The sequence below is a fragment of the Actinomadura nitritigenes genome, from assembly GCF_017573545.1.
Lineage (GTDB): Bacteria > Actinomycetota > Actinomycetes > Streptosporangiales > Streptosporangiaceae > Spirillospora > Spirillospora nitritigenes.
This window is the reverse complement of the sequence record NZ_JAGEOK010000022.1, coordinates 144,957-171,719: the sequence shown is the minus strand read 5'-3', so window position 1 is coordinate 171,719 and position 26,763 is coordinate 144,957. Positions and strand designations below refer to the sequence as shown.

21 protein-coding genes, 1 rRNA gene and 1 pseudogene are annotated in these 26,763 nt (G+C 72.9%); 11 read left to right on the top strand and 12 right to left on the bottom strand.

The genetic code is table 11. The annotated features are described in order from the left end of the window. Window positions 1–122, bottom strand: a 16S ribosomal RNA gene (locus J4557_RS31235); the annotation flags it as partial. Window positions 123–906: 784 nt separating this feature from the next. Here J4557_RS31235 and J4557_RS31230 point away from each other — a divergent pair. Continuing rightward, window positions 907–1,680, top strand: coding sequence for a hypothetical protein (locus J4557_RS31230; protein ID WP_307800310.1), 774 nt, complete (start codon window positions 907–909; stop codon window positions 1,678–1,680). Here the strand turns inward: J4557_RS31230 and J4557_RS31225 are convergent. Then, complete coding sequence (locus J4557_RS31225) at window positions 1,618–2,457, bottom strand: putative RNA methyltransferase (RefSeq protein ID WP_208270335.1); 840 nt, start codon at window positions 2,455–2,457, stop codon at window positions 1,618–1,620. The two genes, J4557_RS31230 and J4557_RS31225, sit on opposite strands and share 63 nt — an antisense overlap. Window positions 2,458–2,583: 126 nt before the next feature. Then, on the bottom strand, window positions 2,584–2,937 hold the full coding sequence (gene trxA / locus J4557_RS31220) for a thioredoxin (RefSeq protein ID WP_208270334.1): 354 nt from the start codon (window positions 2,935–2,937) through the stop codon (window positions 2,584–2,586). 131 nt (window positions 2,938–3,068) lie between these two features. Between trxA and J4557_RS31215 the strand changes: the two genes are divergently transcribed. Next, a complete protein-coding gene (locus J4557_RS31215; protein WP_208270333.1) occupies window positions 3,069–4,079 on the top strand; it encodes a sigma-70 family RNA polymerase sigma factor in 1,011 nt (336 codons plus the stop codon). 173 nt (window positions 4,080–4,252) lie between these two features. Then, window positions 4,253–5,602: a class II 3-deoxy-7-phosphoheptulonate synthase gene (locus J4557_RS31210; RefSeq protein ID WP_208270332.1), complete on the top strand. Its 1,350-nt coding sequence runs from the start codon at window positions 4,253–4,255 to the stop codon at window positions 5,600–5,602. 142 nt (window positions 5,603–5,744) lie between these two features. Here J4557_RS31210 and J4557_RS31205 read toward each other — a convergent pair whose 3' ends face one another. The 3 genes from J4557_RS31205 to J4557_RS31195 form a co-directional block, all read right to left on the bottom strand. Further along, window positions 5,745–6,113: an ATP-binding protein gene (locus J4557_RS31205; protein ID WP_243776607.1), complete on the bottom strand. Its 369-nt coding sequence runs from the start codon at window positions 6,111–6,113 to the stop codon at window positions 5,745–5,747. A gap of 84 nt (window positions 6,114–6,197) precedes the next feature. Further along, window positions 6,198–6,536, bottom strand: coding sequence for an STAS domain-containing protein (locus J4557_RS31200; RefSeq protein ID WP_190868237.1), 339 nt, complete (start codon window positions 6,534–6,536; stop codon window positions 6,198–6,200). Between the two features lie 31 nt (window positions 6,537–6,567). Further along, the gene (locus tag J4557_RS31195; RefSeq protein ID WP_243776606.1) at window positions 6,568–8,838 is read right to left on the bottom strand and encodes a SpoIIE family protein phosphatase; all 2,271 of its coding nucleotides are present in this window, start codon (window positions 8,836–8,838) and stop codon (window positions 6,568–6,570) included. 322 nt (window positions 8,839–9,160) lie between these two features. On the opposite strand from J4557_RS31195, the gene J4557_RS31190 reads away from it, so the two are divergent. The 3 genes from J4557_RS31190 to J4557_RS31180 all read left to right on the top strand — a co-directional run bounded on the left by J4557_RS31190 (window position 9,161) and on the right by J4557_RS31180 (window position 15,275). Beyond that, a complete protein-coding gene (locus tag J4557_RS31190) occupies window positions 9,161–13,393 on the top strand; it encodes a HAMP domain-containing protein (protein ID WP_208270329.1) in 4,233 nt (1,410 codons plus the stop codon). Window positions 13,394–13,483: 90 nt separating this feature from the next. Then, window positions 13,484–14,143 (top strand): response regulator, encoded by a 660-nt coding sequence (locus J4557_RS31185; RefSeq protein WP_208270328.1) that lies wholly within the window; start codon window positions 13,484–13,486, stop codon window positions 14,141–14,143. A 97-nt stretch (window positions 14,144–14,240) separates the two neighbouring features. Then, entirely contained in the window at window positions 14,241–15,275 is a 1,035-nt protein-coding gene (locus J4557_RS31180; RefSeq protein ID WP_208270327.1) for an urease accessory protein UreH domain-containing protein, read from the top strand. Window positions 15,276–15,284: 9 nt separating this feature from the next. Here J4557_RS31180 and gltX read toward each other — a convergent pair whose 3' ends face one another. Together gltX and J4557_RS31170 are read right to left on the bottom strand one after the other, a co-directional pair. Continuing rightward, a complete protein-coding gene (gene gltX, locus J4557_RS31175) occupies window positions 15,285–16,685 on the bottom strand; it encodes a glutamate--tRNA ligase (RefSeq protein ID WP_208270326.1) in 1,401 nt (466 codons plus the stop codon). A gap of 105 nt (window positions 16,686–16,790) precedes the next feature. Then, window positions 16,791–17,387 carry a TIGR03086 family metal-binding protein gene (locus J4557_RS31170; RefSeq protein ID WP_243776605.1) on the bottom strand — a complete coding sequence of 199 codons (597 nt, stop codon included), beginning with the start codon at window positions 17,385–17,387 and terminating at the stop codon, window positions 16,791–16,793. A 78-nt stretch (window positions 17,388–17,465) separates the two neighbouring features. Here J4557_RS31170 and J4557_RS31165 point away from each other — a divergent pair, with 78 nt between their 5' ends. Further along, window positions 17,466–18,338, top strand: a complete 873-nt coding sequence (locus J4557_RS31165; RefSeq protein ID WP_208270325.1) for a helix-turn-helix domain-containing protein — start codon at window positions 17,466–17,468, stop codon at window positions 18,336–18,338. After that, window positions 18,301–18,945 (top strand): NUDIX hydrolase, encoded by a 645-nt coding sequence (locus J4557_RS31160; RefSeq protein WP_243776604.1) that lies wholly within the window; start codon window positions 18,301–18,303, stop codon window positions 18,943–18,945. The genes J4557_RS31165 and J4557_RS31160 overlap by 38 nt, the downstream gene beginning before the upstream one ends. Before the next feature lie 48 nt (window positions 18,946–18,993). Here the strand turns inward: J4557_RS31160 and J4557_RS31155 are convergent, their stop codons facing one another. Continuing rightward, window positions 18,994–19,755, bottom strand: a complete 762-nt coding sequence (locus J4557_RS31155; protein ID WP_208270324.1) for an SDR family NAD(P)-dependent oxidoreductase — start codon at window positions 19,753–19,755, stop codon at window positions 18,994–18,996. A 431-nt stretch (window positions 19,756–20,186) separates the two neighbouring features. Then, window positions 20,187–20,687, bottom strand: coding sequence for an HAD domain-containing protein (locus J4557_RS31150; RefSeq protein ID WP_208270323.1), 501 nt, complete (start codon window positions 20,685–20,687; stop codon window positions 20,187–20,189). 235 nt (window positions 20,688–20,922) lie between these two features. Here J4557_RS31150 and J4557_RS31145 point away from each other — a divergent pair. From J4557_RS31145 to J4557_RS31135, 3 genes and pseudogenes are all read left to right on the top strand, one after another. Next, window positions 20,923–22,278, top strand: a pseudogene (locus J4557_RS31145) (amino acid permease). Window positions 22,279–22,335: 57 nt separating this feature from the next. Then, complete coding sequence (locus J4557_RS31140) at window positions 22,336–23,190, top strand: class II glutamine amidotransferase (protein ID WP_208270322.1); 855 nt, start codon at window positions 22,336–22,338, stop codon at window positions 23,188–23,190. Window positions 23,191–23,257: 67 nt separating this feature from the next. Then, window positions 23,258–24,073, top strand: a complete 816-nt coding sequence (locus tag J4557_RS31135; protein ID WP_208270321.1) for a PIG-L family deacetylase — start codon at window positions 23,258–23,260, stop codon at window positions 24,071–24,073. A 64-nt stretch (window positions 24,074–24,137) separates the two neighbouring features. On the opposite strand, the gene J4557_RS31130 is transcribed toward J4557_RS31135, so the two are convergent. Both J4557_RS31130 and J4557_RS31125 read right to left on the bottom strand, forming a co-directional pair. Next, the gene (locus tag J4557_RS31130) at window positions 24,138–25,292 is read right to left on the bottom strand and encodes an ARPP-2 domain-containing protein (RefSeq protein WP_208270320.1); all 1,155 of its coding nucleotides are present in this window, start codon (window positions 25,290–25,292) and stop codon (window positions 24,138–24,140) included. Next, on the bottom strand, window positions 25,289–26,731 hold the full coding sequence (locus J4557_RS31125) for a hypothetical protein (RefSeq protein WP_208270319.1): 1,443 nt from the start codon (window positions 26,729–26,731) through the stop codon (window positions 25,289–25,291). Before J4557_RS31125 ends, J4557_RS31130 begins: the two co-directional genes overlap by 4 nt. Between the last annotated feature and the right edge of the window lie 32 nt (window positions 26,732–26,763).

Sequence of the window (26,763 nt, the reverse complement as noted above, 5' to 3'; positions counted from 1 at the left end):
TGCTCACGTGTTACTCACCCGTTCGCCGCTCGAGTACCCCCGAAGGGGCCTTTCCGCTCGACTTGCATGTGTTAAGCACGCCGCCAGCGTTCGTCCTGAGCCAGGATCAAACTCTCCATCAAGGTCCAAACGACCACCCCAGGGGGCGAACCCCGAAGCAGCCAAACCTCAGAAGAAAATCCCAGCAAACAATCCCCGAAAGGACTGCATTGCCTCAAAGAAATCCCCACCACCCCCGAAGGAGATGGCACGGGGCGACCCGGCCTAACCGGCCAGGTCGATAAAGGCACTGGCTTTTAACACGCTGTTGAGTTCTCAAGAAACGGACACCCACCGTGCTGGACCCGCTCTCGCGAGCACCGCTCCGGGGCAACCCTTCTAGTTTACCCGGATCGTCCTCGATGTCAAGCTGACCGGTGAAGATCTTTTCGACGGTCGAGGAAGTTCCTGGTTCTCCGCGCGCCACGACCGGACAGACCAGAAGCCTGTCGTGATCGTTCTTCGGGAGGCGCCCTCCGGGCCGGCCACCTTGCGGCGTCCTGCATCCCGTCTCGGGCTGACCCAGTCATCGTACATCAGCCCGGGCGATGCCCGAACCGCTTTTCCGAGTCCTGGTTCCCCGGGGCCGTCCGCCTCTCGGCGTCCCGCATCCCTCGGGGCGAGAGAGACATTAGGACGCCTCCAGAAGACCGTCAAATCAGAGCGCTCCGGTCCCGCGTCCCACCCCGGTCCGGGCATCCCCGTCAGGCCCGTTGACCTCCCTTTTCCCACCCTTAGTGGACCGGGTCACAGTGCGGTACCGTTCGCAGTCCCGAGTCGCTCGCCCGTCCGGCCGTTCCGGCGGAACGGCGGCCGGTCCCCGGTTCGGCCGGTCCCCGACGCCGGCCGAGGTGAGGAGGTACGCCCGTGAGTGTCCCCGCAACCGTCCGCGCCTCGGCGGAGCGCCTGGTGGTCGCCGCGACGATGGGACCGACGGTCCATGACGTGCACGCCTGGCGGTTCAAGGTCGTCGCGGGCCTCATCGAACTGCACGCCGACCCGGACCGGTTCAGTCCGCTGCGCGATCCGGCGGGCCGGGCCCTGCACCTCGCGAGCGGAGCCGCGCTGGTGAACCTCCGGCTCACCGCCGCGCAGCTCGGGCACGAGGCCGTGGTGCGGCTCCTTCCCGACGCGGGCCGTCCCGCGCTCCTCGCCACCGTCCGCCTCGCGGGACGGCATCGGGTGACGCGGGAGGAGCGGCTGCTCTGCGCCGCCACGCTGCGTCCGCCGTCCCCCGCGGCGTCGCCGACCGGTGAGCGCCCGTCGGCGCACGTGCTCAACGAACTCCGCGAGGCGGCGCGGCTGGAGGGGGCCGCGCTCCACCCGCTTCCGGCCTCCCCGGACGGGGTCGGGCAGCGCGCCGTCCTGACCACCGGCGGAGACGGCCGTACCGAGTGGCTCCGCGCCGGGCAGGCCCTCCAGCGGGTGCTCCTCAGCGGTACCGCCCGCTCGGTGTCGGCGTCGTTCAGTTTCGAGGCCGCGGACGTCCCCGGTGTACGGGAGGTGACCACGCCCGGTGAGATCCCTCAGGCGCTGCTCGAACTCGTCCAGGAGGAACCGGTCCGTGCCCGTGGACGGCTATTCGAGCCGGCGGTAGACCGACAGCACGAAGGAAAGCGGAACTGGCAGCGGGTCCGGTAGCGGCCGGAGCCGTTCCCACAGCCGGTCCGCGGGCACGTGATGCGCGCTGGGCCCCATGCCCACGAGCGTCGCGGTCTCCTCATGGGTGAGGAGGGCCTCGCCCTCGATCTGCTGCCGCGAATCGAACTTGAAGTAGCCGGCCAGGGCCGCGTCCATGCGTTCGGTCTTGCGCTCGTCGATCGAGAGCAGCCCGAGCGACTCCACGAGGGTGCCGAGGTGCCGGGGCGACGGCGTCACCGTGAAGAGGAGCCCGTCCGAGCTCAGGACGCGGTGGAACTCGGCGGCGTTGCGGGGGGCGAACACGTTCACGACGGTCGCCGCCGCGCCGTCGCGTACCGGAAGCGGACGCCAGAGGTCCGCTACGACCGCGCCGGCCCGCGGATGCGCCTTCGCGGCACGGCGGGCGGCGTGCTTGGAGATGTCCAGGGCGAGACCGGCCGCGTCCGGTGCCCGGTCCAAGATGCGGGCCAGGTAATGGCCGGTGCCGGCGCCGGCGTCAAGGACCAGGCAATGCCCGTCCAGCGACCTGCCGACGCTGCCGGCCAGCCGTGCGGCGAGCGCGTCGAAATGGCCGGCGCCGAGGAACTCGGCGCGTGCGCGCACCATCTCGGGCGTGTCCGCCGTGCCGGGCCGCGCGTTTCCCGGAAGCAGGTTCGCGTAGCCCTGCCGCGCGATGTCGAACGCGTGCCCGGACGTGCAGAGCAGGCCCCGCTCCGCCAACGCCAGATCCCCTCCGCAGACGGGGCACACCAGGTACGGGACGACATCGGCGAGCATCCGTCCATCATCGTCCATCGGCGACCCGCGGCGGGCGCCGCGGGGCGCATCTTTGCCATCCTGCCGCGCCCGTGACGGCTGCCCGTCCCCTGCCCGCAACCGGCGCGGGAGGGGCGTCCCGGAGGCTCAGCTCTCGGCGCGGCGGTGGACGTCCTCCATGTCGAGGGCCCGGACCTGCTCGATCACGTTCTCCAGCACGGACTCGGGCAGCGCGCCCGGCTCCGCGAAGACGATCACTCCGTCGCGGATGGCCATCAGCGTGGGGATCGAGGCGATCCCGAAGCGCTCGGACAGCTCCTGCTGCGCCTCGGTGTCGACCTTGCCGAAAACGATGTCCTCGTGCTTGCCCGCGGACTTCTCGAAGACGGGCGCGAACCGCTTGCACGGGCCGCACCACTCCGCCCAGAAGTCGACCAGCACGATGCCGTCCCCTTGGGCCACCTCGTCGAAGTTCTCGGCGGTGAGTGTGACGGTCGCCATGTCGGTTTCTCCTCTGCCGGGGTATCAGGACGGTAGAGCGGCTGCCAGCCTCGCAGTATTCCGCACTCGGGAATCACAGGACGGTAATTAGCGTTGACCTCATAGGGAGATCGCACCGGAGAAGGGTCAGGATGGCTGCAACCCGTACCAAGGGCGACAGGGTCGACGTCACCGACAAGGATCTTGTCGGAGCGTACCTCGACCGGATCGGCCGTACTCCCCTGCTCGACGCGCAGGAGGAGGTCGATCTGGCCAAGGCGATCGAAGGGGGCCTGTACGCCGAACAGCTGCTCGAGGAGGGACGCACGCCCGCGGGCGCGTCCCGCGAGGAGCTGGAGGACCTGGTCGCGGCGGGGCTGCGCGCCAAGCAGCGCTTCGTCGAGGCCAACCTGCGGCTGGTCGTCTCGATCGCCCGGAAGTACCCGACCGACTCGTTGCCCCTCATAGACCTCATTCAGGAGGGGAACCTGGGGCTGATGCGCGCGGTGGAGAAGTTCGACTACCGGCGCGGCTTCAAGTTCTCCACATACGCGACCTGGTGGATCAGGCAGGCGATCGGGCGCGGGCTCAGCCACACGGCCCGCACGATCCGGCTGCCCGTCCACGTGGAGGAGGAGCTTTCCCGGCTGCGGCGCGCCGAGCGGCAGCTCAGCCGCGAACTCGGCCGCGAACCGAACCGTGACGAGCTCGCCGGGGCGCTGGGCGCGGAACCGGAGCACGTCGACGAGCTGCTGCGCTGGCGGCGCGACCCGGCGAGCCTGGACGCGACCGTCGACGACGCCGGCGAGACGCCCATGGGCGACCTGCTGGAGGACCCGGAGGCCGTGACGCCCGAGGCGGAGATCCTCGCGCTGGACGACCTGGAGGGCCTCGGCCGGCTGCTGGACCGGCTGCCCGAGCGGGAGTCGGCGATCCTGCGGGCCCGTTTCGGGATGGACAACGGCCAGCCGCTGTCCTACGCGCAGATCGGCGCCCGGTACGGCCTGAGCCACAACCGGGTGCGGCAGATCACCGACCGCTCGCTGCGGCGGCTGCGCCAGCTGGCGACCGAGACCGACCTGAGCGGGCGGCGTGCCCTGGCCGAGGCGCCGCACGCGGCCCGGGAGCCCGTGCGGGCCGGTGCCGGGAGCCGCGCGGCCTGAACCGCGTCCGCGGCCGGACAACCGAACATCGTGCGTGATCCGCTGGCCGGGCGGCCTCGGGGCCGTCCGGCCGGCGTTCTGCTGGGCTCCGGCGGCGGCTCCGGGGCTCCCTGGAGCGGCTGCGGGACCCGGACAGGGCATCGAGCGCGCGCGCCGCCCGATAACCTTTGCGCGTGAGTACTTCCAGCGTCTCGGGGGCGCTCGACGCCTGGCGCGACCTCCCCGCATTGCAGCAGCCCGATTGGGACGACCCGGCCGAGGTCCGCGCCGTCGCCGCCGAACTCGCCGCGCAGCCGCCGCTCGTGTTCGCGGGCGAGTGCGACCAGCTCAAGGCCCGGCTCGCGGACGTCGCGCGCGGCGAGGCGTTCGTCCTGCAGGGCGGCGACTGCGCGGAGACCTTCGAGGGGTCGAACGCCGACGCGGTCAAGAACAAGCTCAAGACGCTGCTGCAGATGGCCGTCGTGCTCACCTATGCCGCCAGCGTGCCGGTGGTGAAGATCGGCCGGATGGCCGGGCAGTTCGCCAAGCCGCGCTCGAAGCCGTCGGAGGTGCGCGGCGGCGTGGAGCTGCCCGCCTACCGGGGCGACGCGGTGAACGGCTTCGCGTTCGACGCCGAGTCCCGCCGCAACGACCCGCACCGGCTGCTGCGCGCCTACCACTGCTCGGCGGTGACGCTGAACCTGTGCCGGGCGTTCACCAAGGGCGGCTACGCCGACCTGCGGCAGGTGCACGCCTGGAACCAGGACTTCGTGGCGACGAGCCCGTCGGGCCGCCGGTACGAGCAGCTCGCCGGGGAGATCGACCGGGCGCTGACGTTCATGAAGGCGTGCGGGGTGAGCCCGGACGAGTTCCACAGCGTGGAGTTCTACTCCAGCCACGAGGCGCTGCTGCTCGAGTACGAGCGGGCGCTGACCCGGATCGACCACCTCAGCGGCCTGCCCTACGACGTGTCGGGCCACTTCCTGTGGCTCGGGGAGCGGACCCGGCAGCTGGACGGCGCGCACGTGGAGTTCCTGCGGCACATCCGCAACCCGATCGGGGTGAAGCTCGGGCCCACGACCACCGCCGACGACGCGCTGGCGCTGATCGACACGCTGAACCCGGAGCGGGAGCCGGGCCGGCTGACCTTCATCACCCGGATGGGCGCGGGCCGGATCCGGGACACGCTGCCGCCGCTGATCGAGAAGGTGCACCAGAGCGGCGCGCCGGTCGCGTGGATCTGCGACCCGATGCACGGCAACACCTACGAGGCGCCGAGCGGGCACAAGACGCGGCGGCTGGACGACGTGCTGGACGAGGTCGCCGGGTTCTTCGAGGTGCACCGGGCGCTCGGCACGCACCCGGGCGGCATCCACATCGAGTTCACCGGCGACGACGTGACCGAGTGCACCGGCGGCGGCCACGGGCTGGAGGAGGACGACCTGCACCAGCGGTACGATACGGCCTGCGACCCGCGGCTCAACCGCGGCCAGTCGCTGGATCTGGCCTTCATGGTCGCGGAGCTGTACCGCAAGTCGTCCTGACGAGCGGTCCCGGAACGGCGCGTTCCGCCTCCAGGGGCGGGCGCGCCGTTCTCATGTCCGGGTGCGCCCGGCCGACGTGCGACGCCGGCGGTGCGACGAGGTGATCTTCGAACCGACGCGCGGCCCGCGCGGGGCCGCCGTGTCAGATGCTGACCTCGGCCCAGACGACCTTGCCGCCGGTGACCGGGTCGGCGCCCCACGAGGTGGCGAACCGGTCGACGATGAACAGGCCGCGGTGGGATTCGTCGAGGGGCCCGGGGACGGTCAGCCGGGGCAGCTGGGCGGCGCGGTCGCGGACCTCGACCCGGACGCGCCCGCTGCCCCGCAGCAGGCGCAGCTCCAGCGCCGTCCCGGCATGCCGGACCGCGTTGGCGACCAGTTCGGCGACGATCGCGGTGACGAGCTCCTCGCGCTCCATCAGCGCCCAGGTCCGCATGGTGCGGGCGGCGAGGCGGCGCGCGTACTCGACGGCCTCCGTCTGGGGGGCCGCGCGCAGCGTGGTCTCGGTCATCGGGTCGGTCACTCCGCCCGCTCGCCGTTCCGCATCGTGTGCCGTCCCGTCCGGTGCGGCCGCCCGGTTCCGGGCGGCGTCGTCTCAGCGTCCATCGGCGGGCGCCTCCTCCGCCGGACCTTCGATCAGGAAGCGGTCGAGGCCGGTCGTGCGCAGCACGTTCTCCACCCGGCCGTAGGCGCCGGTGACCGTCAGCGTGGCGTTCTGCGCCCGGGCGTGCTTGTACGCGCGGACGAGGACGTTGAGTCCGGACGAGTCGCAGAAGTCGACGGCGGTGAGATCGACCACGACCACGCGCTCACCGGCGTCCACGAGCTCGGCCAGCCGGGCCCGCAGTTCGTCGGAGGAGTGCAGGTCTATGGAGCCGCGCGCGGCGATCGTCGCACGGCCGTCCTGTCGTGTCGTGTGCAAGGCAAGCCCCACGCCACCCCACCTTACCGATTGTTGGTCTCCATCATGACGCCCGCAGAACGATGAGGGCAACGTCGTCGTTCGAGGGTTCGGGGCCGAAGTCGCGCACCGCTCGCTGGATGCGGGCGGCGACGGCCCCTGCGCTCAGCCCGGTGCAGCCGGCCAGCAGCCGCTCCAGCCCGTGGCCGTCGCCGAGCAGGCGGTTGCCCGAGCGCCGCTCGGTGACCCCGTCGGTCACGCACAGCAGCACCTCGCCGCGGCGCAGCTCGAGGGTGTCGGTGTGGAACTCCACGCCGTCGAACACGCCGAGCAGCGGCTGGGGGGTGGCGGCCTCGCGGACGCCGCCCTCCGGGTCGAGCACCAGCGGGGGCGGGTGCCCCGCGCTCGTCAGCCTGATCGTGACGCCGTCGCGGCGGCGGCGCGCCGCGATCTCGCCGTGCAGCAGGGTGAGCAGCCGCCCGCGCTCGCCCTCGCCCAGGATCAGCCGGTTGAGGCGTGCGAGGACGCCCGGCACCGACATGTCCTCGGCGGCGAGGATGCGCAGCGCGTGCCGGGCCAGGCCGGTGACGGCGGCGGCCTCCGGTCCGGTGCCGCACACGTCGCCGATCGCGAACCGCCAGCGGGACGGGGACTGCGGGGCGCCGGGCCGGACGCCGGACTCGAACACGTCGTAGAAGTCGCCGCCGACCTCGCTGCCCTCCCCCGCCGGCTCGTAGACGACCGCGACCTCCAGGCCGGGGATCTCCGGGATGCCGGGCGGGAGCAGGCTGCGCTGCAGGGCGCTGCTCATGGCGGTCTGGGCCGAGAACAGGCGGGCGTTGTCGACGGCGAGGGCGGCGCGGCGGCTGAGCTCCTCGGCCAGCTCGATGGCGCTGCGCTGGAACCGGTCGCCGGCGGGGCGGCCGATGACGATGCTGCCGATGCGGCGGCCCCGGGCGATCAGCGGGAACGCGTAGACCTGGTCGTCGGCGGTGTCGCCGGCGGCGGTGCGGACGTCCTCCGGGGCGCCGGCGAGGCCGTTCCAGGGGCCGGGGGCGTCCATCGGCGGGGCGGTGCTGGCCTGGTCGAGCAGGTCGCGCAGGCCGTCGGCGCGGGTCTCGTCGGCGTGCCAGACGTAGGCGAGCCGCGCCGGCTCGGTCTCGGTGACGGTGTAGACGGCGCACCAGGTGGCGAGCCGCGGCACGACGAGCTGGGCGACCAGCGCCATCGTCCGTTCCTGGTCGAGCGTGCCGGCGAGCAGGTCGCTGGCCTCGGCGACGAAGCTGAGCCAGCCGCGCCAGGACCGTTCCAGCTCCCCCACCCTGGCCTTCTCCAGGGACAGCGAGATCTCGTCGGCGAGGCGGCCGAGGCGGGCGCCGTCGGCCTCCTCGAACCGGCCGGGGGCCGACGAGACGGCCACCAGCAGGCCGGTGAGGCGGCCCTGCGACTCCAGCGGGGCCGCTGCCAGCGAGCCCGCCCGCAGCGCGGCGGCGGCCGGGTCGGCGGCGTCGGGGGCCACCCACGGCGAGCCGGCGCGGACGGCGGGGGCGAGGCCGCCCACCGTCAGGCCGCCGAGCGGCATCTCCGCGGCGGTGCCGCCGGACGCGCCCATGATCAGTCGTCCGTCGCGCTCGGTCAGCAGGACGGCCGCGCCGTCGGCGCCGAGGACCTCGCGGACGGCCGCGACGGCGTCCTCCATGGCCTCCACCGCGGCCGGGGAGCGCAGCAGCCGGTCGCCGGCGGCGGGCGTCTCGCCCATCCCGTCGCCGTCGAGGCGCTCGCCGCCGAGCCGGTCGTCGCGGGGCTGGGCACCGGGGACGCCGGTCTCGAGCCCGGCCTCGGCGACCGTGTCGAGGCCGAAGCCGCGGGCGGCCCGCTCCGCGCGGGCGATGCCCGGGGCCGGCTCCGCCTCCGCCGCGGCGTCGTCGGACGCGCCCGGCTCGGCGCCGCCCTCGTCGGCGCCCGGACGGGGCAGCCGGAACCAGACGCCCTTGGTGCGGCGGTCGTAGGAGACGCCCCAGGAGGCGGCCAGCCGGGCGATCGACGGCAGGCCGCGGCCGCTGGAGGCGGTGACGCCCGGCATCTCGATCCCGCGGGTGGGGTGGCGGTCGCGGACCTCGATCTCGATGTCGCCGCCCTCCAGGCGGCAGGACACCTCGAAGGACGTGCCGGCGTAGGCGACCGCGTTGGTGGCCAGCTCGCTGGTGGCCAGGACCGCGTCGTCGGCGGCCTCGTCCATGCCCCAGTCGGCGAGCACCTTCCGGACGAAGCGGCGCGCGTCCGCCACCGCCGCGGCGGCGGACGGGAAGGTCGCCGACGCCGTCTGCCGATCCAACTGCCGTCCCTCGTTCGAAGCCTGCTTACCGGGTCTGGCCATCGTGGCAGACCGTGCGGCCGCCGGGCCACGAGAGTGCCGAACCGGGGCCGCGCAATGCCTCTGACCTCGGTGTGCGACCCTCCGCCACAACACGACAGACCGTAACACGAAGGCTACGGGCCCCGATCCACGACCTATGCGGCTTGTCACCCGTGAGGGCGCGATCGGGGTCCTGGAACGGGCGGCAACGTAGAGTACTGGTGCGGCCGGGAGGCGGTCCGGAAAGACCGGCCCGCCGCGTCGGGCACCCGGCGACCGCGGGCCAGGAGGATGAGGAACAATGCCGCGTACAGCGTCCCGTGCCCGCCCCGCGGGCGGGTCTCGCGACACCACTCCGCGTTACAGCGACGCCGATCTCGCGCCGCTGCTGAAGGCGCTGGCCGCCGTCCGGGACGGCCGGACGGCGACCGAGCTGGACGTGCCCGGCGACGGCGCCGTGGCGGAGGCCGCGGCGATACTGGACGAGATCCGGCAGAACGGGCACGAGGTGGCGTCCGGGCTGGCCCGGGTGCGGCGCGAGATCGGCCGCGAGGGGCAGCTGCGCGGGCGGCTGACGCCGGGGAGCCTGCGCGGGTCGTGGGCGTCGGCGGTGGAGGACGCGAACGCGATCATCGACAAGCTGACCGACCTGGCCACCGGGATGCACCGGGTGGTGGAGGCGGTGGCGGCCGGCGACCTGAGCCAGCGGGTGGAGCTGCGGGTGCGCGGCCGGCCCATGCGCGGCGAGCTGCTGCGGATGGCCAAGTCGGTGAACGGCATGGTCGAGCTGCTGGATCAGTTCACCTGGGAGGTCACCCAGTTCGCCCGGGAGGTCGGCACAGAGGGGCGGCTCGGCGGCCAGGCCCCGTCGCGCGGCATGACCGGCCGCTGGCGGGACGTGACGGCGTCGGTGAACGTGATGGCGGCGCGGCTGACGTCGCAGGTCCGCGACATCGCCGAGGTCACCACGGCGGTCGCGCAGGGCGACCTGACCCGCAAGGTCACGGTCGAGGCGACCGGTGAGCTCCAGGAGCTGAAGCTCACCGTGAACCAGATGGTGGACCAGCTGTCGGCGTTCGCCGACGAGGTCACCCGCGTGGCCCGCGAGGTCGGCACGGAGGGGCGCCTCGGCGGACAGGCGAACGTGCGGGGCGTGAGCGGCGTCTGGAAGAACCTGACCGACAACGTCAACGCGATGGCAAACAACCTGACGTACCAGGTGCGCAACATCGCGCAGGTCACCACCGCCGTCGCCGAGGGCGACCTCGGCAAGAAGATCACCGTCGACGCCCAGGGCGAGATCCTCGAACTCAAGGACACCGTCAACACGATGGTCGACACCCTCTCCGCCTTCGCCGACGAGGTCACCCGCGTCGCCCGCGAAGTCGGCACCGAGGGGCGCCTCGGCGGCCAGGCGAACGTGCCCGGCGCGGGCGGCGTCTGGCGCGATCTGACCAACAACGTCAACGGCATGGCGTCCAACCTGACGTACCAGGTGCGCAACATCGCGCAGGTCACCACCGCCGTCGCCGAGGGCGACCTCGGCAAGAAGATCACCGTCGACGCCCAGGGCGAGATCCTCGAACTCAAGGACACCGTCAACACGATGGTCGACACCCTCTCCGCCTTCGCCGACGAGGTCACCCGCGTCGCCCGCGAGGTCGGCACCGAGGGGCGCCTCGGCGGCCAGGCGAACGTCCAGGGCGTCAGCGGCGTCTGGAAGAACCTGACCGACAACGTCAACTCGATGGCGAACAACCTGACGGTGCAGGTCCGGGGGATCGCCCAGGTCACCACGGCGGTCGCGCAGGGCGACCTGACCCGCAAGATCGAGGTCGACGCGCAGGGCGAGATCCTGCAGCTCAAGGACACCCTGAACACGATGGTCGACACGCTGTCGGCGTTCGCGGACGAGGTCAGCCGGGTCGCCCGCGAGGTCGGTACTGAGGGACGTCTCGGCGGCCAGGCGCACGTGCCCGGCGCGGGCGGCATGTGGAAGGACCTGACCGACAACGTCAACGGCATGGCGTCCAACCTGACCTACCAGGTCCGCAACATCGCGCAGGTCGCGACGGCGGTCGCGCACGGCGACCTGACCCGCCGCATCGACGTCGACGCGCAGGGCGAGATCCTCGAGCTGAAGACGACGCTGAACACGATGGTGGACACGCTGTCGTCGTTCGCCTCCGAGGTGACCCGCGTCGCCCGCGAGGTCGGCAGCGAAGGGCGGCTCGGCGGGCAGGCCGAGGTCGAGGGCGTCTCCGGCACCTGGAAGCGGCTGACCGAGAGCGTGAACGAGCTGGCCCGCAACCTGACCACCCAGGTCCGCGCGATCGGCGCGGTGGCCAGCGCGGTCGCCACCGGCGACCTGACCCGGACGATCACCGTGGAGGCGCGCGGCGAGGTCGCCGAGCTGTCCGACAACGTCAACCTGATGGTCGCCACCCTGCGCGAGACGACCCGCGCGAACGAGGAGCAGGACTGGCTGAAGACCAACCTGGCCCGGATCGGCGGGCTCATGCAGGGGCACCGGGACCTGATGCAGGTCGCCGAGCTGATCATGCGGGAGCTGACGCCGACGGCGAGCGCCCAGTACGGCGCGTTCTACCTGGCCGAGGGCGGCGAGGAGACCGAGCTGGTGCTGATCGCCGGGTACGGGACGCGGCGCAGCCGGATCGGCACGGTCCGGTTCGCGCTCGGCGAGGGGCTCGTCGGGCAGGCGGCGCAGGAGCGCCGCCCGCTGCTGATCAACGACGCGCCCGCCGACTACGTCCGGATCGGGTCGGGGCTGGGCGAGGCGTCGCCGGTCAACATCATCGTGCTGCCGATCGTGTTCGAGGACGAGGTGCTCGGCGCGATCGAGCTGGCGTCGTTCGGCCGGTTCACCGACGTGCACCTGGCGTTCTTCAGCCAGCTGATCGAGACGATCGGGGTGACGCTGAACGCGATCCGCGCCAACACCCGGACCGAGGCGCTGCTCGGCGAGTCCCAGCGGCTCGCGCAGGAGCTCCAGGAACGCTCCGACGAGCTGCAGCGCCAGCAGGGCGAGCTGCGGCACTCCAACACCGAGCTCGAGGAGAAGGCGGCGCTGCTCGCCCAGCAGAACCGGGCGATCGAGATCCAGAACTTCCAGATCGAGCAGGCGCGGCGGACGCTGGAGGAGCGCGCCGAGCAGCTCGCGATCTCCTCCCGGTACAAGTCGGAGTTCCTGGCGAACATGTCGCACGAGCTGCGGACGCCGCTGAACAGCCTGCTGGTGCTGGCCAAGCTGCTGTCGGAGAACCAGGGCGGCAACCTCACCGACAAGCAGGTGGAGTTCGCGCGGACGATCCACGAGTCCGGCACCGACCTGCTGGAGCTCATCAACGACATCCTGGACCTGGCCAAGGTGGAGGCCGGGAAGATGGAGGCGCATCCGCAGCGGCTGTCGGTGCCGGCGCTGGTGGACTACGTCGACGCGACGTTCCGCCCGCTGTCGGTCGACAAGGGGCTGCACTTCGGGGTGGAGGTCGCGCCGGACGTCCCGCCGACGCTGAACACCGACGAGCAGCGGTTGCAGCAGGTGCTGCGCAACCTGCTGTCGAACGCGGTGAAGTTCACCGCCGAGGGCGAGGTCCGGCTGGTGATCGAGCGGGCCGGGGACATCGACTTCACGCTGCCGGCGCTGTGGAACACCCCGGACGTCATCGCGTTCCGGGTGATCGACACCGGCATCGGGGTGAGCGCCGACAAGCTGCAGGAGATCTTCGAGCCGTTCCAGCAGGCCGACGGGACCACCAGCCGCCGCTACGGCGGCACCGGGCTGGGCCTGTCGATCAGCCGGAACATCGCCCGGCTGCTGGGCGGGGAGATCCAGGCGGAGAGCCGGCCGGGCCGCGGCAGCGTGTTCACGCTGTACCTGCCGGCCCAGTACAGCGAGGCGGAGGGCCGCCGGCGGTCCGCGGCGCAGGAGGAGGCCGAGGGGGCGGCGGAGGCCCCGCCCGCGCTGTCGGCGGGCGGTCCCGCCGAGGGCGGCGCCCCGCGCGCGGCGTCCGGCCGGGAGAACGGCCTTCCGGCCGACCAGCGGCCTCCCCGTGAGGGGCGGCGGCCCGAGCCCGCGCTGAACGGGATGCTGGCGGAGCCCCCGGCGGACTTCGTCGACGGGGTGCTGTCGGGCCGCAAGGTGCTGATCGTCGACGACGACGTCCGCAACGTGTTCGCGCTGACGTCCGTCCTGGAGGGGTACGGGATGGAGGTCCTGTACGCCGAGGACGGGCAGGCGGGGATCGACCTGCTGCACCGCAACCCGGACGTGGCGATCGTGCTGATGGACGTGATGATGCCCGGCCTGGACGGTTACGCGACGACCGCGGCGATCAGGCGGATGCCGCAGTTCGCCGAGCTGCCGATCATCGTGATCACCGCGAAGGTGATGAAGGGAGACCGCGAGAAGAGCCTCGAATCGGGCGCGTCGGACTACGTGCCGAAGCCCGTCGACGTGGATCATCTCCTTGACGTCATGAGGAACTGGCTGCAACCCTCCATCGTCCGCTGAGGAGAGGAGTCGCCTGGCAGGTAGGGTCGCCGTTGGGATGGGCGTGGCCGCACGGCGGGAGGCCGGACCGGGATCGGAGAGAGACGACGCGTGGACGACAAGGCGAAGATCCTGCTCGTGGACGACCGCGAGGAGAACCTGATCGCGCTGGAGGCCATTCTCAGTTCGCTCGATCAGGACCTGGTCCGGGCGCGATCGGGTGAGGAGGCGCTGAAGGCGCTGCTCACCGACGAGTACGCGGTCATCCTGCTGGACGTCGTCATGCCGGGAATGGACGGGTTCGAGACGGCGCGCGACATCAAGCGCCGCAAGAAGACCCGCGACCTGCCGATCATCTTCCTGACGGCGGTGAACAGCGATCCGGACTACGCGTTCCGCGGGTACGCGGCCGGCGCGGTGGACTTCATCTCCAAGCCGTTCGACCCGTGGGTGCTGCGCGCGAAGGTCTCGGTGTTCGTGGAGCTGCACACCAAGAACAAGCAGCTGCGCGACCAGACGGCACTGCTGCGGGAGCAGGCCGCGCTGCTGCGCGAGCAGTCGACGCTGCTGAAGGCGCGGGGCGCCGAGACCCCCGGCGAGAACGGGGACGGCCCTCGCGCGGCGGATCCGCGGATCGCCGACGCGCTGGCGGCGGTGGCCGAGCAGGCCGAGACCGTCGGCAAGCACCTGCCACCGGCGCGGCGCGGCGACTACGACGAGCTGGAGCGGCGCCTGGAGGCGCTGCGGGAGGCCCTGCTGCCCGGCGACTGAACCGGGGGCCGCGGCTCGAGGTGATCGACTGGCCGTGTCCGGTCAGTGACGCTTTGCGCCCTTCGGTGCCGGGGATGGTTCCGCCGGGAGGTGGGCCGTGGACGTCGCGGGGCTGTTCCTCGCGGGCGCCGGGGCGGGGCTGCTGGCGGGCGGCACCACGTGCGCGGCGACGCAGATCGGCCTGCTGACCGGGGCGGTGGGCGGTGCGGCCGGCGCCGGTTCCGGTTCGGCGGGGGCCCGTCCGGTCCGGCAGGTGTCGGTGTTCCTGGCGGCGAAGCTGGTCTCGCATGTGGCGCTGGGCGCGCTGCTGGGGCTGGCGGGCGGTGCGGTGCAGCCGGGTCCGAGGGTGCGCGGGGCGCTGCTGGCGGCGGCCGCGGCGGCGCTGGCGCTGTTCGCGCTCGATCTGCTGGGTTTCCGGCCGGTGCGCCGCCTGCTGAGGCGAGGCCGGGGGCCCTCGCCCGAGGCCGGGGAGGGCGAAGGCGAGGGCGAGGACGCCTGTCACGCGCTCCCACGGGGGCGCTCCCGGCGGCCCGCCATGCTGGGGGCCGCGACGGTGCTGGTCCCGTGCGGGCTGACGCTGTCGGCGGAGCTGCTGGCCGTGACGTCGCGTTCCGTGCTCGGCGGCGCGGTGGTGATGGGCGCGTTCGTCCTCGGGACGGCGCCGCTGTTCGGGCTGATCGGCGTCACCGTCGGGCGGGCGATGGCGCTGCTGCGGGGACGGCTGACCGCGCTGCTCGCCGTGGCGCTGCTCGCGGTGTCCGGCTGGACGCTGCTGTCGGGCCTGCGGCTCGGCGGCTGGCTCCCGTCCGGCGGCGGGGCGACGGCGGCGGCCGACTCGGCCCGGTTCGTCCGGACGGACGCGTCAGGCACCCAGGTCGTGACGGTGTGGGCCCTGAACCAGGGCTACCGGCCCGCGCTGCTGACGGCGCGGGCCGGCGTGCACACCGTGCTCGTGCTGCGGACCCGGCACACCTCGGGGCACATGCGGGTCTTCACCCTCCCGAGCCGCGGCAGGGACGTGTACCTGCCCGCGACCGGCGAGACCCGCGTCGACCTCGGCGCCCCGGCCCCTGGCCGGATGCCGTTCATGTGCGCGTCCGGGCACTTCCCCGGCGCGATCACCTTCCGCTGACCCCGGGGGTCAGGAGGAGGCGGCGAGCTTCGCGCGGGCGGCGGCGATGCGGGCGAGGGTCCGGTCGCGGCCGAGGATCTCCAGGGACTCGAACAGCGGCAGGCCCACGGTGCGTCCGGTGACGGCGACGCGGACGGGCGCCTGCGTCTTGCCGAGCTTGAGGCCGTGCTCGGCGCCGACGCGCTCCAGCCGGTCCTTCAGCTCGGCGGCGTTCCACGGCGCGTCCTGGTAGGCGGCCTCGGCGGCGGCGAGAATGTCGGCGGCGGGCTCCTTCATCGCCTTGTTCCAGGACTGCTCGTCGGCGGGCGGCTCGTCCAGGAACACGAAGTCGATCATCTGGACGATCTCCGACAGCAGCGCGACCCGGGTCTGCGCGAGCGGCGCCAGCTCCGCGAACACCGCGACGTCCACGTCGAACGGCGCCTCCTGCAGGAACGGCAGGCACTCGGCGATGAACTTCTGCTCCGGCAGCGCCCGGATGTACTCGCCGTTGATCGCGCGCAGCTTCTTGACGTCGAAGAAGGCCGGCGAGGAGTTGACGTCCTCGATGCGGAACTCGTCGACGATCACGTCCCACGGGACGATCTCGCGGTCGCCGGACGGGGCCCAGCCGAGCAGCATCAGGTAGTTGCGCATCGCCTCGGCGAGGTAGCCCTCGGCGCGGTAGTCCTCCAGGGCGACCTTGTCGCGGCGCTTGGACAGCTTCTGCCGCTTCTCGTTGACGATCACCGGGACGTGCGCCCAGACGGGCGGCTCGCCGCCGAGCGCCTCCCACAGCAGCTGCTGCTTGGGCGCGTTCGACAGGTGCTCCTCGCCGCGCACGACGTGGGTGATGCCCTGGCTCATGTCGTCGACGGCGTTGGCCAGCAGGAACGTGACCGACCCGTCGGCGCGGGCGATGACGAAGTCCTCCAGCACGGCGTTGTCGAAGACGGGCTTTCCGCGCAGCAGGTCCACGACGGTGGTCTGGCCCTCGTCGGGGGTGCGGAAGCGCAGGGCGCGCCCGGGGCCGGGCTCCAGGCCGCGGTCGCGGCAGAACCCGTCGTAGCCCTTGTGCTGGTCGCCGGTGCGGGCGACGACGGCCTCGCGGGTGCAGTCGCAGTAGTAGGCGCGGCCCTGCTCCCTCAGCGTCCGGGCGGCCTCGACGTGCTTGTCGGCGTTGGCGGACTGGAAGTACGGGCCCTCGTACTGCTCCCCGTCCATGCCGAGCCAGGCCAGGGCGCGGATGATGCCCTCGGTCCACTCGGGGCTGTTGCGGGAGGCGTCGGTGTCCTCGATCCGCAGCACCAGCGTGCCGCCCGACTGGGCCGCCATGACCCAGTTGAACAGCGCGGAGCGGGCGCCTCCGACGTGGAACATGCCGGTCGGCGACGGCGCGAAACGTACCCGGATCGAAGAGCTCGTTGACATGCCCCCAAGGGTAGAGCGAGCGAGGCCCCGCTCGCGCCCGGATGAGGGCGCGCCGCGCGGCGCGCCCTCATCGGGGCACGGCCCCTGCCGGGTGGCGGACCCCGTTCAGGGCTTCCAGTACGGGTCGCGGCCGGCCAGTCCGAGGAGGCGTTCGAGCAGCGGCGCGTCCTCCGGGACGGCGACCTCCGGGCCGAACGCGCCGTACTTGCGGCTGATCTCCGCGGTGGGGACGAGCTGCTCCCAGGCGGCCTCGACGACCTCCGGCGGGAGGCCGGGCTCGCGGCCGGTGGCCACGGCGAGGTCCCAGCCGTGCACCACGCACTCGCCGAGCACGATCCCGGCGATGAACGAGGCGGGCATGCCCTCCTCGGCGCCGGTCAGGCTGGTGTTCCCCTCCCAGGCCGCGGGGTCGCTCCAGGCGTCGGCGGTCCTGCGGGCCTGCTCGCCGAACCGCTCGGCCCAGCCGGGTTCGGCGGTGAAGTCGTGGTCCTCGCCGGGCCCGGTCACGGGCTGCCTGCGGGCGGCGGTCTCGCCGCGCCCGTTCCACAGGATCAGGTGGTTGACCAGCGCCCGCACGTCCCAGCCGGGGCACGGGGTCGGTGCGTCCAGGCGGTCCCGCGGTATCTCCAGGACGATCCGCGCCGCGGCGTCCGCGGCGGGCCGCATCTGCCTCCGGACGTCCATGACGACTCCTTCGCTCATGCGTTCGAACATGTCTCCACGCTAGGACGCGCCACCGCGCGCGGTCTTGAAGAAACGCGACACCGCTAGCCTGGCCTGATGGGCCGATCCCTCCCCGGCGGGACGCGCGGGATCCTGCGCCCGCGCACGGGCCTGGAGAACTTCCGGGTCGAGCGGGTCGCGCCGGCGCCCGCCCTCGTCTCCTTCGTGGACTACTTCTGGGTGCTGCGCTGGGACCTGCGGGGACGCCCGCCCCACCGGCAGCAGGTGCTGACCCGGCCCTCGGTGCACATGACCTTCACCAGCTACCTGACCAGCGGCGCGACGCGGGCCCGGATCGTCGGGGTGGTGCGCGACGACTTCGTCGAGGAGATCGCGGACGAGGGCCGGGTCATCGGCGCGGCGTTCCGCCCGGGCGGGTTCCGGCCGTTCCTGGACGGCCCGGTGGCCGCGCTGACCGGCCGGTTCGCGGGCGTGGACGAGGTGTTCGGCGAGCCGGGCCTCGACCTGGCCGCGGAGGTCTTCGCGACGCCCGGCGACGCGGAGGCCGTCGCCCGGCTGGAGGCGTTCCTCGCCGGGCGGCGCCCCGAGCCCGACCCGTCCGCCGAGCGGGCCGCCGCGATCGTCGGGCGGATCGCGGGACGGCCCGGCGTCGTCCGCGTCGGCGAGCTGGCCCGGGCCGAGGGCGTGAGCCCGCGCAGCCTGCAGCGGCTGTTCCACGAGTACGTCGGGATCGGCCCGAAGTGGGTCATCCGCAGGTTCCGGATGATCGAGGCGGCCGAGCGGGCCGAGGCGGGCACGCGGGTCGACTGGGCCCGGCTGGCCGCCGAGCTGGGCTACGCCGACCAGGCGCACTTCACCCGCGACTTCACCGCCGCCGTCGGCACCTCTCCCGCCCGGTACGCACGGGAGGAGGAACTGGGAGGATCGGGACATGATGGACCGCCTCCCGACCCCCGGCCCCCTCGATGACCTGACGGCCTTCCACCGGCTCGCCGCGGCGCGGCTGGGCGGGTTCGAGCACACCACCGTCCCGGACGAGCCGGGCCTGCGCCGTGCCGGGGTCGTGCTGTGCGCCGTGGAGCACGGCGGCGTCCCGTCGGTGATCCTGATCAGGCGCGCGTACCAGGGGCGGAACGCCGGGCAGTGGGGCCTGCCGGGCGGCCGGCTGGAGGACGGCGAGACCGCCGAAGAGGCCGCGCTGCGGGAGCTGCGCGAGGAGATCGGCCTGGCCGCGGGCCCGGGGGACGTGGTCGGCCGGCTGGACGACTTCCCCGCCGCGTCCGGTTTCGCGATCACTCCGATCGTGGTCGTGCTCGACGATCCCGGGCCGCTCGCCCCGAACCCGGACGAGGTCCACTCCGTCCACTACACGAGCTTGCGCAGGCTGGCCGACGACGACACCCCGAGGTGGGTGCCGCTCCCGGACGGCGGCAGCCTGCTGCAGATGTGGCTCGCGCCGGACTGGCGGGTGCACGCACCGACCGGCGCGATGCTGTGGCAGTTCCGCGAGGTGGTGCTGCTCGGACGCCAGGCCAGGGTCGCCGACTTCGCCCAGCCCGACTGGACCCGCAACTAGCGGGCCCAGCCGGGCGGGCCTCTGGCCCAGCGGGTCGCGGGCGGCGCGCTAGAAGGTGCCGCCGTCGATGACGATGCGCTGGCCGGTCAGGTAGGACGCGCCGTCCGACACCAGGAACCGAACGACGTCGGCGACCTCTTCCGGCGTGCAGACGTGCCCGTAGGGGGACGCCGCGTCCACCTGCCGGATGTCGTCGACCCCCATCGTGGCGCGCACCAGCCGCCGCCCCATGTCGGTGTCCACGACGCCCGGCGCGACCACGTTGACGTGCATGCCGTTGGCGCGCTCCTCCTTCGACAGCACCTGCGCCAGCGCCTCCTGGGCCGCCTTGCCCATGGCGTAGGGGCCCGAGTTGGCGTGCATCAGGTCGGTGACCACGCTCGACACGAACACGATGTCGCTGCGGTCGGCGCGCCTCAGCAGCGGGATCAGCGCCTGGCTGAGGTGGTGGGGGCCGAAGGCGTGCACGCGCAGCACCCGCTCCAGCTCGGCCGGGTCGGTGTCGGCCACGCTGTCGCCGCGGCTGGCGATCCCGGCGCTGTGCACGAGGATGTCCAGCCCGCCGAGCTCCTCCTCGACCGCGGCGGCGAGGGCCCGGCAGGCGTCGAGGGAGTCGACGGACGCCTGGAAGGCGTGGCCGCGCGACCCGGCGGCCTCGATGTCGGCGACGGTCTTGCGGGCCGCCTCCTCGTCGCGCCGGTAGGCGACCGCGACCCGGGCGCCGTCGGCCGCGAGGGCCAGCGCGATGGCGCGGCCGATCCCCCGGCTGCCTCCGGTGACCAGGGCCGTACGGCCGGCGAGAGAACTCATGGACACTCCTTCGTCAGGTCGCGGAACGCGGAGCACCATCCTGCCCGCCGCACGTCCGCGCCCGTAAGCGGCCCCTGACAGGAACCCGCCCGCTCCGTCCGGGCGGCGCGGCGGCCGCTAGTTCCCGCACTGGATCCCCCAGTCCGGGACGTGCAACACCCCCAACGACCTGGACTCCTCGCAGCTGTGGGCCGTCACCGACAACGTCAACCAGGCCAAGGGCGACAAGGACCCCGCCGAGTGGACGCCGCCGCTCGCGAGCTTCGACTGCATGTACGCCCGCTCCTGGATCGACGTGAAGTACCGCCACGGCCTGACCGTCGACTCCGCGGAGAAGACGGCCCTGACCCGTTTGCTCGGCCCCTGCTGAGACGCCGCCGGGCGGTGCGGGCCGTACTCGCCGTGCGGCCCGCGCCGCCCGGCGGGCGCGATCAGCGGGCGAGGGCGCGCAGCCACGCCGCGCCCCGCTCCAGATCGTCATCGGTGAGGCCCGCCATCGGGTCGACGGCGACGAGGAGATGGTCCGCGACGCCCTCCTCGGCGGCGATGCACTCCGTCGCGTCGGGCTCGTCCTCGAACCACACGAACGGCCGCCGCTCGACCCACGCCGCGACGTGCCGGGCCTTCCACGCGCCGAGGGTGCGGCCCTCCCCGATGCCCGGGAACCGCGGGATCGGCACGAACGGCAGCCGGGGCAGCCCGACCCGGGGCGAGATCCATTCGTTGGCGTTGTCGCACCAGTAGCTCGCCCAGGCCAGTTCGGCGCCGGTGGACTCGGCCATTTCGAGCAGCGCCCGCCCGTGCGCGGCGTTCAGCCACAGGCGGAACGTGACGCCGTTGGGCGAGCAGCGATGGCGGCGATAGCCCCGGTGCGGCCTTTCGAACGGATTGAGCACTCCGTCAACGTCCAGCAGCACCAGCGGCGACCCCATACCCGAGAACCTACGGCATGGCGACACGGATGTTACATCAAGGTCATTTTGGGCAGCGTTTTGACAGTTTCGGCCCCATGACCGAAACTGCACCGGGCCATCGAGGCGACACCCCGTGGAAAGGCGGTAACGAGGCGTGAGCGACCAGGATTTGAGGACGGCACCGGCCGAGACGTCGCACGTCGACGCGGGCGACGCCGGCTACCGCAAGTCCCTCAAGACGCGCCACGTCAACATGATCGCGATCGGCGGCGCCATCGGCACCGGGCTCTTCCTCGGCGCCGGCGGGCGGCTGGCCAGCGCCGGCCCGTCCCTGGCCATCGCCTACGCGGTCTGCGGGTTCTTCTCGTTCATGGTCGTGCGGGCGCTCGGCGAACTGGTCCTGCACCGCCCGTCGTCGGGGTCGTTCGTCTCCTACTCGCGCGAGTTCATGGGCGAGAAGGGCGCGTTCGTCGCGGGCTGGATGCACTTCCTGAACTGGTCCACGACCGGCATCGTCGACATCACGGCGATCGCGCTCTACATCCACTACTGGAAGGCGTTCACGAGCATCCCGCAATGGGTGCTCGCGCTGATCGCGCTCGCGGTCGTCGTCACCATCAACCTGATCTCCGTGCGGATCTTCGGCGAGCTGGAATTCTGGTTCTCCATCGTCAAGGTCGGCGCGCTCGTCGCGTTCATGTGCATCGGCATCGTGCTGGTCGTCACCGGCCACAGGGTCGGCGCGCAGGACGCCGGGCCGCTGACGATCCTCGACCACGGCGGCGTCTTCCCCAAGGGCGTACTGCCGATGCTCGTGGTCGTGCAGGGCGTCGTGTTCGCCTACGCCTCCACCGAGCTGGTCGGCGTCGCGGCCGGGGAGACCGAGAACCCTGAGAAGGTCATGCCGAAGGCGATCAACTCGATCGTCTGGCGGATCCTGGTGTTCTACGTGGGATCGGTGCTGCTGCTCACGATGCTGCTGCCCTGGAACGCCTACAAGGACGGCGAGAGCCCCTTCGTCACCGTGCTGTCCAAGCTCGGCGTGCCCGCCGCGGGCGGCGTGATGAACCTCATCGTGCTCACCGCGGCGCTGTCCAGCCTCAACTCCGGGCTGTACTCCACCGGCCGGATCCTGCGCTCCCTCGGCGCCTCCGGGTCGGCGCCCCGGTTCACCATGGCGATGAGCCGGACGCAGGTGCCCTACGGCGGCATCCTGATGACCACGGCGATCTGCGTGCTGGGCGTCGTGCTGAACGCGTGAGTCCCCAAGGACGCCTTCGAGATCGTGCTGAACTTCGCGGCGATCGGCATCCTCGGCACGTGGGCGATGATCATGATCTCGCACCTGCTGTTCGTCCGGCGGACCCGCACGGGCGCGCTGTCCCGGCCGTCGTACCGGCTGCCGGGCTCGCCGGTCACCGAGATCGTCACGCTGGTCTTCCTCGCCGCGGTCGTCGTGCTGATGTGGTTCGACTACGACGGCGAGGGCCACCAGACCGTGCTGGCCGTCCCAGTGATCATCGCCGCCCTGGTGGCGGGCTGGTTCTGCGCGCGGGGCCGCGTCGCGTCCACCGCTTCGGCCCGAACGGCGGAGCCGGTCGAAGAATGACCGATCCCTGACCCGCCGGGACCGGTTCGGTCCCGGTGTGGCGGGCATCGTGGGGGCATGTGCCGACTGTTCGGGATGACGACCGGCGGGCCGCGCGTGCATGCCACGTTCTGGCTCGTCGACGCCCCGGACAGCCTGTCCTCGCAGAGCCGCGGGATGCCCGACGGGACGGGGCTCGGCTGGTTCTCGCTCGGTGAGGAGCCGGTCCGCGACCGGGCGCCCATCGCGGCCTACCGGGACGCCGACTTCTGCGCCGAGGCCCGCGACGTCGTCTCGCACACGTTCATGTCGCACGTCCGGTACGCCTCCACGGGCGAGCCGAACGTGCGCAACTCCCACCCCTTCGTCATGGACGACCGGCTGTTCGCGCACAACGGGATGGTCCGGGGCCTCGACGTGATCCGCTCGTGGCTCACCGACGTGGACCTCGCGCGGGTCGGCGGGCAGACCGACTCGGAGCTGGTCTTCGCCTACGTCACGGCGGAGATCCGGCGGCACGGCGACACCGCCGCCGGGCTGGTCGCCGCGGTCCGGCGGATCGCCGCCGAGGTGCCGGTCTTCGCGCTGAACGTGCTGCTCGCCGAGTCGAGGCGGCTGTGGGCGCTGCGCTATCCCGACACCCACGAGCTGTGGGTGCTGAAGCACGACCTCGCCGAGAAGGGCGAGACCCGGCACATGTCGTCCGAGCGCGAGCCCGGACGCGTGCACGTGTCCGCGCACCGCGAGCCGGCCGCCGCCCACGTGGTGGCCAGCGAGCGGATGGACGACGCCGAGGGCTGGCGGCTCCTCGAACCCGGCGAGCTGTTCGTCGTCGACGGTACGGACACGACCTCGCTGTTCCCGTTCGACCCGCCGGCCCACCGGGTGTCCCCCGACGATCTCTCGGTGACCGAGGCCACGTCCCAGACGTGATCTGCTTCACCCGCCGCCGCGTAGGGTTGATCGGGTCGGACGAGCGCCCCCGAGGAGTCCCGGAGCAATGGAGCACGAACTCACCCTGATGGCGGTCCACGCCCACCCGGACGACGAGGTCCTCAGCACCGGCGGGCTGCTCGCGCGCTGCGCCGCCGAGGGCGTCCGCACGGTCCTGGTCACCTGCACCAACGGCGAGCAGGGCGACGACGCCGGCGGCGTGAAGCCGGGCGAGCCGGGCCACGACGCGGAGGGGGTCGCGCGGCGGCGCCTGGCCGAGGTGCGCGAGTCCGCCGGGATCCTGGCGGTCGAGCACCTGGAGCTGCTCGGCTACCGCGACTCCGGCATGGAGGGCTGGTCCACCAACGAGGACCCGCTGGCGTTCGCGAACGTCCCGCTGGAGGAGTCCGCGGGACGGCTGGCCGAGCTGATGGAGCGGTACCGCCCGCAGGTCGTCGTCACCTACGACGAGAACGGCGGGTACGGGCACCCCGACCACATCCAGGCGCACCGCATCGCCGTCGCCGCCACCGAGAAGACCGGCATCCCCGACAAGCTGTACTACACGGCGATCCCCCGGTCGGGCATCGCGCAGATGTTCGAGTTCGCGAAGTCCGCGGGCGTCGACATCGGCTTCGAGCCGCCGGACGACTTCGGCGTCCCGGACGAGATGATCACCAGCGTGGTGGACGTCGGGCCCTACGCCGCCCGCAAGGTGAAGGCGCTGGAGGCGCACGCGAGCCAGGGCGAGAACATCTTCTTCCTGCGCCTGCCCGAGGAGGTCCAGCACATGGCCTTCGCGAACGAGACGTTCATCCGGCACTTCAACCGCGTGGACGCCGCCCCCGACCGCGAGGACGACCTGTTCGCGGGCCTGCGCTGACGGCAAGGCCGCACCCGGCCCGCGAGGGCGCGGGTCCGGGCGGGCGGAACCGAGGAGAGCGGGCTCAGGCGGGCGCGGCGCGCTTCGCCTGGGCCCGGTAGTGGTCGAGGACGTCCTGCCGCAGCAGGTGGCCGAAGCCCGCGCGCTCCAGCCGCAGCGCCAGCGCCGCCTCGCCGATGCCGAGGGCGGCGGCCGTCGCGTCCAGCCGCCACTCGTGCGCGGCCAGGCGCGTCAGCAGGTGGCCGCGGCGCACCTGCGAGTCCGAGAGCCGGTACGTCTTCAGGTAGGCGACGCGGCCGTCCGCGCCGGTGATCGTCTCGCCGATGTGGTTCTCCTTGCGGAGCCCGAACGACGGCAGGAACCGCGACAGCTCGAACCCGTGCAGGCGCTGCACGCGCTGCCGGGAGCCGTCCTCGTCGAACAGGTCGCCCGCCATGACCTCGTCGTGGAAGGCGGCCCATTCCTCCCGGCGCCGGGCCGCGGCGGCGCGCAGGTCGCCGAGCGAGGTGATCCCGGCGCCGTCGATCCCCGCCGACAGGTCGCCGGCCGGGACGCCGAGCAGCCCGTAGTTGTAGATCAGCTCGCCGAACAGGTCCTCGACCAGCGTCGCGTGCAGGGCGCGGTAGTCGTCGGGATGCGGCGTGACGAACGCGCCGGCCAGCGCGTCCGCCACGTAGACGAGCACGCCGCACTGCCCGGGATGGATCTCGAAGATGCGGAGCGCGTCCTCCAGCCCGCGGACCTGCAGCCCGAGGTAGCTCTCCTCGCAGCGCGGCGACAGGCCGCGCGCCACCGCCCGCCTCGACCACTCCTCCCAGAGGATCTCCGGGCCGCCGAAGTGCAGCGCGAGGTAGCCCTCGACGGCCAGGTGCAGCGGCAGGAACCGGAGGCGGTCCTTCCCGGCCTTGCGCGCCATGCGCCGGGTGAGGCGGACGGGCATGCGCGGCGGAGCGGCCGCGGTGTCCCGCTCCAGCAGGCGGGTCCCGTAGGAGGCCGCCGGGGCCTGGTCGCCGTCGGTCCACGTCGCCACGAACGCGTGCGGGACGAACGAGACGTAGGCGGACCCGTCGCCGACGTCCACGACGGACACCGGCTCCTCGTAGGCCTTCCGGTGCAGCCGCAGGTGCGGGACGGGCTCGTCCCGGACGAGCGGGACGAGCCGCACGGACCCCCAGACCTGCGCGGGCCGCGTCTCCAGTCCTTCCAGCGCGAACGTCATGCGCGCTCCCCCAGGAGCCGGGCGGTCCGGTCGTCCAGGTGGGCGCGCAGCCCCGCGAGACCGACCTGCCGCTCCGCGAAGCGGGCCAGCTCGACCAGGGTCGGCAGGTCCTCGGCGTCGCGGATGCCCGCGGTCGGCACGGCCGGGGACAGCCGTCGCACGTCGAAGCCGTCCGCGTCGTACACCGGGTTGAGGTGGGCGATCAGGACCCGCTGCCCGGGCGCCAGCCGGTGCCCGGGGTCGAGGCGCGTCCGCCAGACGCGCAGGACGTCGGCGGCGAGGCCGGGCGGCGCGTTGTCGAAGCCGTCGGAGACGATGATGAGCCGGTCGGGCCGGGCCTCCAGCGCGTCGATGATCCGCTCCCCCAGCGGTGTCGGGCCGAACGGATAGGCGAGCAGTTCGTCGGTGCGGCCCGACGTCCACAGCGGCGTGTACTCCTTGGCGAGCGCCTCCAGCAGGTAGTGGGAGGCGAGCGCGACCGCGAGCGGTCGGCGGCGCTTCTGCCCGGAGCCGGTCGAGGAGTGGCTGTCGTCCAGCACCGCCGCGACGCGGCCCCACGAGCCGAGCGCCGGCCCGGCGACGCGGCGGGCGGCGGTCCGCAGCGCCCCGGTCAGTTCCGCGCGGCGCGCCGCGCGGTCGTCGAGCGGGAGCGCGAGCACGTAGGACGCCAGCCGGGTCAGCGGCATCGCGGTCAGGTCCGCGGCCACGGCCGAAGCACCGGCCTCCCGCGCGTTCTCCTGCAGGCGCAGCCGCTCCAGCCTGGTCATGCGCGGCGCGATGCGCTCCAGGAACGCCTCGCGCGGGACGCGGTGCTTGGCCGCGAACCCTTCCGCGACGGTGTAGGGCAGCTCGTACAGCGCGGCCTTCTCGTAGTGCGCGCGCCGCCACCGCTCGAGGATCGGCGTCTCGTAGGACTTCGCCCGGAGCGGGTCGAACAGGAAGCCGCGGAGCTCGCCGCCGGGCTGGAGGTGGGCGTGGCGGACGGCGGTCTTGACGCCGTCGCGGTACTTGACGGCGTCGAACGCGGGGTCGGCGCGGGCGTCCAGCCAGCCGCGGATGATCGCGCGCGTGCGCCGGTTGTTGACCTTCAGGCGGCGCAGCTCGCGGAACAGCCGGTACACCCGCTGCGGCGGCATCAGCTCCAGCCGCCGCGCGATCAGCCGTCCCTCCAGGCGGCGCCGCTCCACGCCGACGTCGGCCGACCGCACCAGCAGGTTGCGGATGATGAGCGCGGCGTTGTGGTCGTTGACGTCGAGCGCGAGCGCCGCGGCGTAGACCTCCCGGTAGTTCTCCAGCGTGTAGGCGTGCAGGAACTCCAGGGAGAGGCGCTGCTCGCCGGGGTCGTGGTGGAACTCCCGCTGGCCGGTGGAGGTGATCGCGGCGTTGACGAACATCAGCGCGTCCTCGCAGGCGATCAGGTCCGCGAACGTCTCGCTCATCGTGATCCAACGGTGGCCGGGGGCTTCGGGCG

What these genes read in the sequence shown, in the direction of transcription:
- gltX (WP_208270326.1), bottom strand. Translation starts at nt 16,685, where the DNA reads ATGTCAACGAGCTCTTCGATCCGGGTACGTTTCGCGCCGTCGCCGACC.
- J4557_RS31140 (WP_208270322.1), top strand. Translation starts at nt 22,336, where the DNA reads ATGTGCCGACTGTTCGGGATGACGACCGGCGGGCCGCGCGTGCATGCC.
- trxA (WP_208270334.1), bottom strand. Translation starts at nt 2,937, where the DNA reads ATGGCGACCGTCACACTCACCGCCGAGAACTTCGACGAGGTGGCCCAA.
- J4557_RS31125 (WP_208270319.1), bottom strand. Translation starts at nt 26,731, where the DNA reads ATGAGCGAGACGTTCGCGGACCTGATCGCCTGCGAGGACGCGCTGATG.
- J4557_RS31130 (WP_208270320.1), bottom strand. Translation starts at nt 25,292, where the DNA reads ATGACGTTCGCGCTGGAAGGACTGGAGACGCGGCCCGCGCAGGTCTGG.
- J4557_RS31170 (WP_243776605.1), bottom strand. Translation starts at nt 17,387, where the DNA reads ATGAGCGAAGGAGTCGTCATGGACGTCCGGAGGCAGATGCGGCCCGCC.
- J4557_RS31160 (WP_243776604.1), top strand. Translation starts at nt 18,301, where the DNA reads ATGATGGACCGCCTCCCGACCCCCGGCCCCCTCGATGACCTGACGGCC.
- J4557_RS31150 (WP_208270323.1), bottom strand. Translation starts at nt 20,687, where the DNA reads ATGGGGTCGCCGCTGGTGCTGCTGGACGTTGACGGAGTGCTCAATCCG.
- J4557_RS31155 (WP_208270324.1), bottom strand. Translation starts at nt 19,755, where the DNA reads ATGAGTTCTCTCGCCGGCCGTACGGCCCTGGTCACCGGAGGCAGCCGG.
- J4557_RS31165 (WP_208270325.1), top strand. Translation starts at nt 17,466, where the DNA reads ATGGGCCGATCCCTCCCCGGCGGGACGCGCGGGATCCTGCGCCCGCGC.
- J4557_RS31190 (WP_208270329.1), top strand. Translation starts at nt 9,161, where the DNA reads ATGCCGCGTACAGCGTCCCGTGCCCGCCCCGCGGGCGGGTCTCGCGAC.
- J4557_RS31215 (WP_208270333.1), top strand. Translation starts at nt 3,069, where the DNA reads ATGGCTGCAACCCGTACCAAGGGCGACAGGGTCGACGTCACCGACAAG.
- J4557_RS31225 (WP_208270335.1), bottom strand. Translation starts at nt 2,457, where the DNA reads ATGCTCGCCGATGTCGTCCCGTACCTGGTGTGCCCCGTCTGCGGAGGG.
- J4557_RS31135 (WP_208270321.1), top strand. Translation starts at nt 23,258, where the DNA reads ATGGAGCACGAACTCACCCTGATGGCGGTCCACGCCCACCCGGACGAC.
- J4557_RS31205 (WP_243776607.1), bottom strand. Translation starts at nt 6,113, where the DNA reads ATGACCGAGACCACGCTGCGCGCGGCCCCCCAGACGGAGGCCGTCGAG.